General features: G+C 38.3%; 18 protein-coding genes. 1 reads left to right on the top strand and 17 read right to left on the bottom strand.

The genetic code is table 11. The features are described 5' to 3' along the window. Positions 1 to 172: 172 nt before the first annotated feature. The gene (locus tag VJJ26_05410; GenBank protein HLC07588.1) at positions 173 to 1,528 is read left to right on the top strand and encodes a hypothetical protein; all 1,356 of its coding nucleotides are present in this window, start codon (positions 173 to 175) and stop codon (positions 1,526 to 1,528) included. Positions 1,529 to 1,604: 76 nt separating this feature from the next. On the opposite strand, the gene VJJ26_05405 is transcribed toward VJJ26_05410, so the two are convergent. The 17 genes from VJJ26_05405 to rpsH all read right to left on the bottom strand — a co-directional run bounded on the left by VJJ26_05405 (position 1,605) and on the right by rpsH (position 11,889). After that, the gene (locus VJJ26_05405; protein ID HLC07587.1) at positions 1,605 to 2,987 is read right to left on the bottom strand and encodes a hypothetical protein; all 1,383 of its coding nucleotides are present in this window, start codon (positions 2,985 to 2,987) and stop codon (positions 1,605 to 1,607) included. 167 nt (positions 2,988 to 3,154) lie between these two features. Then, positions 3,155 to 3,415, bottom strand: a complete 261-nt coding sequence (locus tag VJJ26_05400) for a NifU family protein (protein HLC07586.1) — start codon at positions 3,413 to 3,415, stop codon at positions 3,155 to 3,157. Between the two features lie 5 nt (positions 3,416 to 3,420). Next, positions 3,421 to 3,780, bottom strand: coding sequence for a 50S ribosomal protein L17 (gene rplQ / locus VJJ26_05395; GenBank protein HLC07585.1), 360 nt, complete (start codon positions 3,778 to 3,780; stop codon positions 3,421 to 3,423). 104 nt (positions 3,781 to 3,884) lie between these two features. Next, a complete protein-coding gene (locus tag VJJ26_05390) occupies positions 3,885 to 4,925 on the bottom strand; it encodes a DNA-directed RNA polymerase subunit alpha (GenBank protein ID HLC07584.1) in 1,041 nt (346 codons plus the stop codon). A 35-nt stretch (positions 4,926 to 4,960) separates the two neighbouring features. Continuing rightward, positions 4,961 to 5,512 carry a 30S ribosomal protein S4 gene (rpsD, locus tag VJJ26_05385; protein HLC07583.1) on the bottom strand — a complete coding sequence of 184 codons (552 nt, stop codon included), beginning with the start codon at positions 5,510 to 5,512 and terminating at the stop codon, positions 4,961 to 4,963. Between the two features lie 34 nt (positions 5,513 to 5,546). Continuing rightward, positions 5,547 to 5,930, bottom strand: a complete 384-nt coding sequence (gene rpsK / locus VJJ26_05380; protein ID HLC07582.1) for a 30S ribosomal protein S11 — start codon at positions 5,928 to 5,930, stop codon at positions 5,547 to 5,549. Positions 5,931 to 5,950: 20 nt separating this feature from the next. Further along, positions 5,951 to 6,334 carry a 30S ribosomal protein S13 gene (rpsM, locus tag VJJ26_05375; GenBank protein ID HLC07581.1) on the bottom strand — a complete coding sequence of 128 codons (384 nt, stop codon included), beginning with the start codon at positions 6,332 to 6,334 and terminating at the stop codon, positions 5,951 to 5,953. 18 nt (positions 6,335 to 6,352) lie between these two features. Further along, a complete protein-coding gene (rpmJ, locus tag VJJ26_05370) occupies positions 6,353 to 6,469 on the bottom strand; it encodes a 50S ribosomal protein L36 (protein ID HLC07580.1) in 117 nt (38 codons plus the stop codon). 12 nt (positions 6,470 to 6,481) lie between these two features. Then, positions 6,482 to 6,706: a translation initiation factor IF-1 gene (gene infA / locus VJJ26_05365; protein HLC07579.1), complete on the bottom strand. Its 225-nt coding sequence runs from the start codon at positions 6,704 to 6,706 to the stop codon at positions 6,482 to 6,484. Further along, positions 6,703 to 7,485, bottom strand: coding sequence for a type I methionyl aminopeptidase (gene map / locus VJJ26_05360; protein HLC07578.1), 783 nt, complete (start codon positions 7,483 to 7,485; stop codon positions 6,703 to 6,705). The genes infA and map overlap by 4 nt, the downstream gene beginning before the upstream one ends. Before the next feature lie 15 nt (positions 7,486 to 7,500). Then, entirely contained in the window at positions 7,501 to 8,187 is a 687-nt protein-coding gene (locus VJJ26_05355) for a nucleoside monophosphate kinase (GenBank protein HLC07577.1), read from the bottom strand. Further along, positions 8,184 to 9,482, bottom strand: coding sequence for a preprotein translocase subunit SecY (gene secY, locus VJJ26_05350; protein HLC07576.1), 1,299 nt, complete (start codon positions 9,480 to 9,482; stop codon positions 8,184 to 8,186). The genes VJJ26_05355 and secY overlap by 4 nt, the downstream gene beginning before the upstream one ends. A 30-nt stretch (positions 9,483 to 9,512) precedes the next feature. Next, a complete protein-coding gene (gene rplO / locus VJJ26_05345) occupies positions 9,513 to 9,989 on the bottom strand; it encodes a 50S ribosomal protein L15 (protein ID HLC07575.1) in 477 nt (158 codons plus the stop codon). Continuing rightward, on the bottom strand, positions 9,983 to 10,522 hold the full coding sequence (gene rpsE / locus VJJ26_05340) for a 30S ribosomal protein S5 (protein HLC07574.1): 540 nt from the start codon (positions 10,520 to 10,522) through the stop codon (positions 9,983 to 9,985). Before rpsE ends, rplO begins: the two co-directional genes overlap by 7 nt. A 20-nt stretch (positions 10,523 to 10,542) precedes the next feature. After that, positions 10,543 to 10,899, bottom strand: a complete 357-nt coding sequence (gene rplR / locus VJJ26_05335) for a 50S ribosomal protein L18 (protein ID HLC07573.1) — start codon at positions 10,897 to 10,899, stop codon at positions 10,543 to 10,545. Between the two features lie 15 nt (positions 10,900 to 10,914). Then, complete coding sequence (gene rplF, locus VJJ26_05330) at positions 10,915 to 11,478, bottom strand: 50S ribosomal protein L6 (protein HLC07572.1); 564 nt, start codon at positions 11,476 to 11,478, stop codon at positions 10,915 to 10,917. 12 nt (positions 11,479 to 11,490) lie between these two features. Continuing rightward, complete coding sequence (gene rpsH, locus VJJ26_05325) at positions 11,491 to 11,889, bottom strand: 30S ribosomal protein S8 (GenBank protein ID HLC07571.1); 399 nt, start codon at positions 11,887 to 11,889, stop codon at positions 11,491 to 11,493. Positions 11,890 to 11,897: the final 8 nt, after the last annotated feature.

Here is an 11,897-nt window from a genome sequence, read left to right as displayed (position 1 = left end):
TTCATAACGTCTCCTTTTTTGTACATTTAAAAAAACACATATATTCAATCTGAATATATCAAACAAAAAGGGTAATATACAAGGGTTTTATGGGTAAAATAGGTATTTCTTTACTTTTTTTGCAGTAAAAGGCTACCCTCAGGCTAATCTATTTAACCAAAAAGGAGTACTAATGGCTCATTTTATACAAAGAAGTGTCGTACTAGCATTTTTATTACAAACAAGCCTTGCCGTAACACAAGAACAACCAGAAGTTATACATATTCACCAAGTTGTCAGGGCAATCAACAATGAAGCCGGTTGTAACCCTTTGGAGTGGGACAAAAAATTTGATGATGCGTGCAGTTGTTGTCTACTCTATAATCAAAGCAAATCAAACGGAAAAAAAACTGCTGACGAAATTGTTGCCCACTGCACCAAAGGAACCAAACAATGCACAGAATCTTCCATCATTGCCCTCAAGAAACAGCGTGGCATGAGCAATGCATCATCACAAGAATTGCTCAATTCATTATCATCTGACGGAATTGTAATCAAGAAAATGAATGTTGATGCTTCTTTTTTCAATGAAAGTGGAATTCTTACTGAAACATCTCTGCCAAAATTTTTAGCACAAGCATTTAGTGAAAAAAAATTGACCAACATGGATTTCAGTAAAGAAGCTTGTTTAAAGGCAAAAAACTTGGGAACTCAAGGCGGCTACAATACATTACAACTTTTTCTTGTTACTTCAACTTGTCAGCCAACAGCAGCCTCTATGTACATTGTTAAAGAAGCACGCCACGGATTGGATGAAGCTATTAAACTGGCCACAGTAGCTGAATTTCCAAAAATGAAAGATATCGTTGCTCCAAAAATAGTACCTGGATTACCAACAATTTCACTACCGGTAGGGTATTTTTCGTATCCTAAAAATAATGCTATCCATTATATTGCGGCTATGCCTGCTGCAAAAGGAAAAGATCTTGCAACACTCATCAACAAATTCCGTGAAGACCAATCGGAAAAAAACAAAGAACTATTAAACCGTGCATTTTTAATATTAGGCAAAGAAACAGCAAACTTCCACAAACGTTTTATGCAAGCGGAAAAAGGTAAAAAATTAGGTAAAACAACGGTACATGGAGATTTCCATGTTTTCAATCTTTTCTTTGATGAAATAGGTGGACACTTTACCTTTATTGATAATGAAACAATAGCAAATTCACTCAAAGACAGAGTAAGTCCATCAGTTGATCTAGTTAAATTATTTTTTATGCCATTTAGCACCAATCAGGATTATCAACAATTTAGAGATTTAATTCAGGGCGTAGATCTACAAACATGGTACTCCATTGCACTAAAAAACTTTGTCACTGGTTACAAAGATGCGTATCCAGCAAACGAACAAAAACAAGTGCTACAAGAACTACAAAAAATATTTAATGATCCTTTTCAAATCGCATGGGTAGATTTTTATGATGAACAACTCAAAGAAATGCGTGCAAAATATATTAATCCAATATTTACTGAATTGCTAAAAAAATAAGTTTACATGCAAAAAAAAGAAGGTGATAGCAGAAAACTATCACCTCTTTCTTTTAATACCAATTATGCAAATTTATTTATCCACCCATTTGCTTAGGCAAATAATCAGCCCAACTCCAAGATTTTTGTTGTTGTTCTTGCGTTGATTCCTGTGGCTGAGATGGTTCTTGTGTCGTTGTTTGTTCAACTGGCCCATCTAATGCGGCAGCTTTCTTTTTTGCTCTATAATATTCAGATAAAGCTGCATGATATAGTGCTAAATTATGCTCCGTTCCTATACTATTCGCATATGCGCGTAAATCATTCGAACTTGATAAGTGATCAGTCCTTAGTTTCCTAACATTATTAAAAACATTTAATTCCCATGTTTTTATTTCATTATCTGCTCGGGAATACGCATCCTTATATGCCTTTATTAAACTATCATGAGCTTTCTGTATAAAACCAAACTTATCTTTACGTAAGCCACGCAATTCATATTGATCTCTTAAAGCCTCGACCGCTGTTGTGAATGTTGGATAAACAGCTTTGTCATTTAAAACTATTTCTAATGCTCCTTTTAATCCATCAACGGCATCATTTTCAGATATATATCCAGTATTATACGCAGTTTCTAATCTATCAGCAACACTCATTAATCCGTAGGCTCCTACCCCCAACAAAGCACCTCCTACAAACGTTGCAGCTCCAGCAGATAGATACGTTGCCGCTGCTGCTACACCTAAATAAGGCGCCATTGCCATGGCTCCAAATCCAGCTGCTAATTTATATCCAGTTCCAATAGAGGATCCATAATTACCAAAAATTGCCGAAAATGTCTGCGATACTCTTGCCTTAGCTGCGCCGAACCCTTCTGACATCTTTCTGCCACCATAATATAAAGCTGCTTTTATTCTTTCGCTTGCTCCAGATAAAGCGCCTTCAAAAGTCCATGGTTGTGCTGCTGGTGCAGGTGCGTATCCATATTGTTGTTGATACTGCAATCTATATACCATTTCTTTTTTATGATAGTCGGCATTTATGATATCTCGCTGCTCTTGCGTCATTTCATTCCAATTATTTCTTACCCAAACAGACATTTCCTGTGTCCATGGATACGGCGTATTTAACACAATTTGTATTGATTGACTCGGAATCCCTCTTGGAGATGTAAGTGGAGCTGATGGTGTTGGCTGCGCTGCTAGTTGAGTGAGAGGTATAACAGGTACTCTTGGCAACGTCGTTTCTTGCGTTTCTTGCTGTGTTACAGTTGGTTGCGATCTTTCAGCTGTTTCAGCTGCTGCCTCTTCAGCAGCAGCTTGTTGTTGTATTGCAGTTGTAGTTGTTGTTGGTCGTTGAGCAGCTTGTTCCCCAACGCTTCTCGCGCATACAGATCCCACAACAAACAGAGTCACCACAATAAAGATACTTTTAAACAACCTTTTAAAACCTTGGACACCAAGGATTAAATTATTCTTCATCCTTTTCCCCTTTTTATAAACAAACTATTCAATTTTGCTTCAATTTGAATATATCAAAAAAGATAAAAGAGAATCAATGATTATAATATAAACAATATCTATTATGCTATTTTTTCACTAAAAAGCCTGTTTTCTAAATAATTTTTTACCAAAAACCTCTAAAAATATTATTCGTCATCAACGGAAACGACTGATTCAACGCCGGGAACTTTTTCTTTGAGTTGGGCTTCGAGGCCCATTTTAAGCGTAATAAACGAGATAGGGCAGCTGACACATGCACCGTGTAGCTGGACAAAGACTGTACCGTTTTCAAACCGTACAAAATGAATATCCCCACCATCTTGTAAGATGGCGGGGCGTAATTCTTCTAAAACTACTTGTATGCGCTCAATTGTTGCATCTAACGATGCAGAACCTGCTGCAGACATACTTTTTACTTTACCCACTCAAGGCGAGCAACAGTTGCAGTATCGCTCATACGTTTGCCAAGAGGGATAATACGAGTGTATCCACCTGGACGAGAAACGTATTGCGGAGCAATTTCTTTAAACAACTTAATAACAGCGTCTACATCGTATGGCAATAATGCATGCACACGACGACGAACATTAAACGTATTACCTTCACGTGCTATGGTAACTATACGTTCAACAAGACGTCTTGTTTCCTTAACGCGCGCCTTGGTTGAAACTAAATGTCCGTAATTAATCATGTGAATTGCTTGATTACGAAGCATCGCTCTTCTGTGAGGCGCTTTAAGATTTAATTTTTTCCGACCGTTCTGATGTACCATTTTCCTGTACCTTACTTTTTTCCCTAATTTTACTCCCCAGCCACATTTTTCTTCGCTGGGGTCCCCATACGAAATTAATGAAGTATGGGGTTAAGAAGTTGGGGTTAAAGACCTAAGATCTTCTTAACATTTTCTTCATTGATATTCATACCAAAAGAAAGACCAAATGCCTTCATGCTTTCTTTAACCTCATTCAATGACTTACGACCAAAGTTTTTAATCTTCAGCGCGTCATCTTCGGCTACATTAACCAAATCAATAACTCGGTTAATACCAGCATTAATCAAGCAATTATGTGCTCTCACTGAAAGCTCAAGCTCTTCGATTGGTTTTAATAGCAAGTCAACCGGAACTCCCTTCAGACTTGAGTCATTAGTCTTCAATGGCGCTTTTTCTACCTTTTCCTCAGGAAGACGAGATATTTCATTGAATGGAATTTCAGTACTTTCAAGGAAATGTTCTAGCTGCGTACGAAGAACTGAAACCGCATAATGTAGTGCGTCAACAGGATTCTCTGAACCATTGGTGTGGATACGTAAAATAAGTTTGTCGTAATCAATATCTTGCCCAACACGTGTTTTTTCAACATCAAACATAACCTTACGTATTGGAGAAAACATAGCATCCAAATAGATCCGAGCATCATCTTGATAAGGCTTATCTACTGGCCATTGAGCTTGCTGATATCCTCTTCCAGATTCAACAAAAAATTCAATATCAAGTTCACCATCAAAGGCAACATGTGCAAAGATATAATCTTTATTAATCAATTCAATATGATCGTCTGCAACGATGTCTGCTACACATACTTCAGCTTCACCTTTTTTTACCAAACGCATTTTTCCGGGCTTACCTTCTTTGTTGCGAATGACAATATTTTTTATGTTTAAAACAATCTGCATTGCATCTTCAACAACACCAGGGATTGCTGAAAATTCATTATTAACACCTTTAATGACTATTGATGTTATTGCAGAACCTTCGACGCCACTAAGCAAAATTCTTCGTAACGAATTTCCAATCGTTATTCCAAAACCCGGTTCAAGCGGTTGAACTACTAATTCGCCGCATGTTTCACTTAGCGTCTTTTTTTCCCATTTCAACTGTGGAATGATAAGTGGTTTGTATTCCCTGTTCTTAGTCATTCAACCTCCTGCTTGCCTGGACCTTCAACTATCTATTACTTCGAATACAATTCTACAATCAAATGCTCTTCGATTGGCACTTGAATGTCAGCACGAACCGGAAGACGAAGTACTCGTCCAAACTTGTCTTTTTTATCCAATTCCAACCATTCTGGAACCTTAATGCCAACTTTCATTCTTTTTTCAACAACATCTTTTAAAAATGTTTCCATTTTTAATACACGTTCAGAAAGAGAAACAACATCTTCAGGTGATACCAAAAAAGAAGGAGAATAGACTTTCTTGTTATTAACAAGAACGTGTCCGTGCGTAATGATTTGACGCGCTTGTGTACGCGTTGTAGCCATTTTTAATTTATACACAACATTGTCTAATCTACGTTCAAGCAAACTTAACAAGTTTTCACCTGGTCCACCATCACGCTGTTTACTTGCTACTGCAAAGAAACGTTTAAATTGACGCTCGCGCAAGCCATACATTTCTTTAACTTTTTGCTTTTCTTGAAGTTGTTTTCCGTATTCAGAAAGCTTTTTTCGCGGAGCTCTTTGTTGCTGTTTTTCGGTCGATTCTTCTCTTACAACTGCCATAGCACCTTATCCCACTAAAAAAATTATTAACTTTTTATACACGTCGTTTTTTAGGAGCTCGGCAGCCGTTATGTGGCAATGGTGTAACATCACGCAACACAGAAACAGACATACCTGCAGATTGGAAAGCACGAACAACAGAATCTCTACCAGATCCTGGTCCTTGCATGTTTACTTCCAAATTTTTAACCCCAACCACTTGCATTTCTTTTGCTAAAGTGGATGCAATTTGTGACGCAGCAAACGGAGTACTCTTGCGAGACCCTTTAAATCCTAAGCGGCCTGCACTTGAGGAAAACAACACGTCACCTTCCATTGTTGTAATTGAAACAATGGTGTTGTTAAATGTTGATTTAACATGCGCAATAGCTGATGCTATTTTTTGCTTTTGTTTTTTCGGTTTTTTCTTGTAAGCCATCTAATCAAAACCCTTACTTATTATTTCTTAGTTACTTTACGTTTAAGCGCTACTGGGTTTTTCTTTGGACCCTTGCGTGTACGCGCATTTGTTTTGGTGCGCTGACCACGAACAGGTAATCCGCGCTTATGACGCAACCCACGATAAGAAGCAATTTCTTGCAAACGCTTAATATTTAACGTAATTTCTTTGCGCAATTCACCTTCAACTTTATAGTTGTCAGTGATTTCTTTTTGAATTGCTGCTATTTCACTATCGGTTAAATCTTTTACTCGCGTATCAAAATTGATACCAAGCTTAGTCAAAATATCTTGCGCGCTCGCAAGACCTATTCCAAAAATATACGGTAGACTATATTCTACTCGTTTATTTGCTGGTAAATTAACGCCTTCTATTCTGGCCATAATCTATTGTTCCTCTTACTAACCTTGTCGTTGCTTATGCTTAGGGCTCTTATTGCAAATCACGCGAACAACGCCCTTGCGCTTAATAATACGACATTCGTTACAAATAGCTTTCACTGATGTCCGAACCTTCATGATAACTCCTGCCTAATCCTTGTATCGCAGTACAATTCTTCCTCGTGTTAGATCGTACGGCGACAACTCTAACGCAACTCTATCACCTGGCAAAATACGAATATAATGCATTCGCATTTTACCTGACACATGCCCTAAAACAATGTGTCCGCCTTCAATTTCTACTCGAAACATCGCATTGGGCAATGTTTCTTTCACAATTCCATCGACTCGTATAACTTCTTCTTTTTGCTTCATGAAACACTCGCATCGTTGTGCTGTTCAGAATTCTTGTCTGTCAAAATAATCGGTCCCGCACTAGTAATAACAATCGTATCTTCTACATGTGCAGCCAAACTATGATCCACCGTTTTAACCGTCCAACCATCATTTGCAACATACACCTGATATTTTCCAGCGGTAATCATTGGTTCAATCGCAAATGTCATTCCTTCACGCAGAACAGGTCCTTTGCCGGGTTTGCCATAATTAACTATCTCAGGCGCCTCATGCATATTTTTTCCAATACCATGTCCTGCAAAATCACGAACAACTCCAAACCCATGTTTTTCAACTTCTTCCTGTATTGCTGAAGAAATATCGGATAACCTGTTGCCCGCACGAGCCTGTGCTATTCCCTTTTGCAGTGCTTGGTGTGCCACAGCGACCAACTTCTGCGCTTGTTCAGATGGCTGACCTACAAAAAAGCTGCGCGCCATATCGGCGCAATAACCATTCCACGAAGCACAGACATCAACTTTTACCAAATCTCCCAACTGCAAAAAACAATCCGCTCGAGGAACCCCATGAACAACCACATCATTGACAGAAATACAACTGACATGGCGATATCCCATGTATCCCTTAACCATCGATACCAAGCCTTTTGCCTGCAGTTGTGACTCAATCCACGCATCAATTTCAGCTGTAGAAATTCCTGGCTTAATCAATTGCTCTACTGAAGCCAAAATATCAGACAACAAAGAGCCCGCTTGGGCCATTTTTTGGATTGAGAGCTTATTTTTTATATGAATCATACACGTACGTATTTATTATTCGCCTATAACTTGTACAAAATCTTCAAACACTTGCTGCAACTGCTTTGATGCGTCCAGTTCAATTATTTCAGTATCATTGTTTTGATAAAAATCAATCAATTGCTGCTCATGTCGGTGATAAATATCAAGACGCTTTCTTACTGCTATTTCGCTATCATCATCTCTTCTACCCAATGCTCCCGAACACAAACCACACACCATTGTTTCAGCGGATGCAAGATCTGAGTTAGAGGACAGCGAATAAACCGCCTGACATTCTTTATTCTGACACACATAGCGAGAACATAATCGATTGACAACTACATCATCGGCAAGATCAAATAAAACAACCCTTACTCGCACTGTCGGAAACTTCGCCGTAAGCATAGCATCAAATGATTGGGCTTGAGCCACCGTTCTAGGATATCCATCAAAAATGATACCTGATGCCTTATCAACATTTTCCGCAAACCATTCAAAAACCATGGAAGTAATAAGGTCGTCATTAATTAATTTACCAGATTTGATAATTAAATCTATTTCTTTGCCTATTTTTGTTTGTTCAGCAATGTGTTTTCTGCACAAATTTCCGGTAGAAATTTGTAGCCACTCAAAATGATTTACGCAAAGACTGGAAAGAGACCCCTTTCCAGCACCTGGAGGCCCAATAAAAATAAATACGTCCCTAACTTGCTGATTCAACGCACGCCCCTACCTTTTAATCGTCCTGAAGTTAGAAATCCTTCGTAGCGGTGTTCAATCAAATACGATTCAATTTGCGCTGCAGTTTCATTTGCCACACCAACAACAATCAATAACGCTGTACCACTCAAAATTCCTGACAAATAAAAGGGCATCGCCAAGAACCAATGAATAATGCTTGGAACAAGGGCAAGCGCTGCTAGATACAATGCACCAACTAATCCTATGCGAGTCAATATGAAACTAAAAAAATCTGCTGTTTGCCTGCCAGGACGAATCCCAGGAATAAAACCGCCACCTTTTTTTATGTTATCAGCAAGCTCTTCTGGATTAAATACCAAAGCTGTGTAAAAAAATGAAAAACAGATAATAAGAACAAAATCTAAAATACCATGAACAAATCCGCCTGCAGCAAAATTTTCTGATGCTGTTTTAAAAAATGACCATCGCGTTGCAAGTAATGTCAATGCAAACATCGGTATGTTCAACATAGCACTCGCAAGAATCACTGGCATCACACCTGCAGGGTTAATTTTAAATGGTATATAAGTACTTTGACCACCATACATCTTGCCACCAATAATACGTCGCGAATATTGAACAGGAACCTTGCGTTCTCCTTTTTCAAGAAAGACTATAGCTGCGGATATAGCAAGCGCTATAACAAACAAAAGAATACCCACAAAAAGATCTAGGTATCCTTCTTGTATTGCGCCTATTATTTTGATGATATCATCAGGAAAACGAGCAACAATACCTGCAAAAATGATCATTGATGTTCCATTGCCAATACCAAAAAGTGATATTTGCTCACCAAGCCACATAACAAACATTGTGCCAACAGACAATGATATAACAAACAGAATGCGCGAACCAAACCAAGGATCAATAACTAATCCATAACGTTCAAGAAGAAACACGAATCCTGTACTTTGAACCATAGCAACAATAACTGCTAAATATCTCTGATATTGATTAATAATCTTGCGACCATACTCTCCCTCCTTGGATAACTGTTCAAGAGTAGGTATAGAAAGACTTAAAAATTGCATCATGATAGAAGCCGCAATATACGGACTAATACCTAAAGCAAATAAAGTACATTGTCGTAAATTTCCCCCAGAAAAAAGATCTAAGTATGAAAAAATCCCACTTAGCCCTGTACTTTGATTCATCATTTGCAAAAGCTTGTCAATATCAACGCCAATCACAGGAATGTGATTACCTAATCGATAAATTATTAATATTGCCAACGTAAAAATAATCTTTTTACGTAACTCAGGAATATTAAACATGTTAAGAAAGTTTCTGAGGAGCACCACTGCTTACAACTCCTTTATTATAAGTGCCTTACCACCGACTTTTTCTATTGCTTGTATTGCTGACGCGCTAAATGCATAAGCGGAAACTGTTAATTTCTTACTTAATTCGCCATCACCTAATATTTTAACAATAGTTCCTTTTTTTATGTCACGCTGCTCACTTCTCTTAGGTTTTATAAGACCTTTTTGAGATAATGTGAGAACATTTACTTCTTCACCGTCTGCAAAAAAACGTTCCAAGCTGTTCACATTTACTATAGATATCTCTTTGGAAAAGCGAGCATTAGTAAATCCACGCTTTGGAAGTCGACGTTGCAACGGAGTTTGTCCACCTTCAAATCCACGACCTTTAGGACCTCCTGAACGAGCATTCTGTCCTTTGTGTCCGCGACCAGATGTTCCACCATGCGCTCCACCACGACCAACTCTTTTTCTCTTTTTTCCCGATGACTGCAAATTTTCTAAGCAAAACATTACGATCCTTTGACCATTTCTTGAACTGTTTTTCCACGCAACATGCTCAAACGATCTACTGAGCGTAATTTTGCTAACGCATTCATCGTTGCTTTCGCTACGTTAATACCGTTGCTAGAACCCATAGATTTAGTAAGAACATCTTCAACACCCGCTGCATCCATTATCGCACGAACAGCTCCACCAGCAATGTTTCCTGTACCTTTAGATGCAGGACGAACAACCACTCTACTCGCTCCGTGTTTACCAAGAGCTTCATACGGAACTGTTGAACCACGACGAGCAACTTCAATCATTCTTTTGCGAGCTCTGTTGGTCGCTTTAGCAATCGCCATAGAAACTTCACGGCTTTTACCAAGACCAAGTCCAACTTTTCCTTGTTTATCCCCAGAAATAACAAAAGCAGCAAATGAAAAACGTTTTCCACCTTTAGTCACTTTGGTAACACGACGAAGACTTACCACATGATCAACAAAGCCAGAATCTTTTTTATCTTTACCGTCTTCTCTATTTGTTTCTTTTTCTCTTTGCATTGTCATTCTTTAATTTCCTGCTATATCTAAAATTTCAACGTACCTTCACGTAATCCGTCAGCGAGAGCTTTCACTCTACCATGAAATTTAAAGCGACCTCTATCAAACACTACTGCTTCAACACCTTTTGCTTTTGCACGTTTTGCCAGTTCAAGACCAATTGCACGAGCAACCGCAGTCTTATCACCTTTTAAATCGTCCATTTCAAGCGAAGAGCATGAAGCAACTGTTTGTTGGCTCATATCATCAATAATTTGAGCATACATATGCTTCAAACTTCTAAATACTGAAACGCGCGGCGGCATACCGTAGCGTTTTACTTTTGCACGAACACGCAATACTCTGCGTGCTGCCGTAATGCGATCTTTTTTATTCGTAGCCATTCACATCCCTATGATTTACTTCTTGCCTTTGCCGGCAGCTTTGCGGAAAATAACTTCTGTTTGCAGCTTAATACCTTTGCCTTTGTAAGGCTCTGGTGCGCGCAACGATCTTATTTCACTGCAGAATTGCCCTACAAGATTCTTATCAAAAGATTTTACTTTTACCTTTTGACCAGATTTATCTATTTCAACAGCTATTCCAGCAGGAAGATCTTTTTCAATTTTATGACTATAACCAAGAGTCAAAATAATTTTTTTATCTGCAAGTGCTGCCTTGTAACCTAATCCATTAATTTCAAGCATTTTTTCAAATTCTTGAGCTGCGCCACTTAATTCATTCGCAAGTAATGCACGATTAAGTCCCCACGCACGATAAACATTACGCAATTTTTTTTGCGCCATTTCATCTTGGTTTTGTGTAGGAGTAAGATATATATGTGCATCTTCTACATGCGCACTTAGTTCTGGAGATAAGTGATAAACACCAGAAGCCTTTGGTCCTTTATAATGAACCTCATGCCCCTTAATCTCTACCTTAACTCCATCTATTTTTATCGGCTTTCTACCAATTTTTGACATGTGCGTGTTCCTTTACCAAACGGTGCAAATGACTTCACCACCCACAGAAAGTTTTTTTGCTTTCTGATTAGCAATGACACCACGACTTGTTGTTAATATTGATATACCGAGTTGTCCAATAACTGGTTTTATCTTTTTAATACCAGCATACATACGACGTCCCGGTTTGCTTTGTCGTTGGATTTCATGAATAGCGGATTCACCATCAACATATCTCAAAACAACTTTAAGCGTTTTTTTTACATCTGAGTCTGCGTTAAGAATCACAAAATCATTGATGAAACCTTCCTCTTTCAAAATTTGCGCAATAGAATGACGCATTTTTGAATGGGGAGCAGTAACAAATGATTTAGAAACCATAACACCGTTTCGGATGATTGTTAAAAAATCAGCAATTGAATCAATTGACATTAGTCATC

The sequence above is a fragment of the Candidatus Babeliales bacterium genome, assembly GCA_035288105.1.
In the GTDB taxonomy this organism is placed as follows: Bacteria; Babelota; Babeliae; order Babelales; family Vermiphilaceae; genus SOIL31.
The sequence above is the reverse complement of the archived record's forward strand: the minus strand, read 5'-3'. Positions and strand labels throughout refer to the sequence as shown.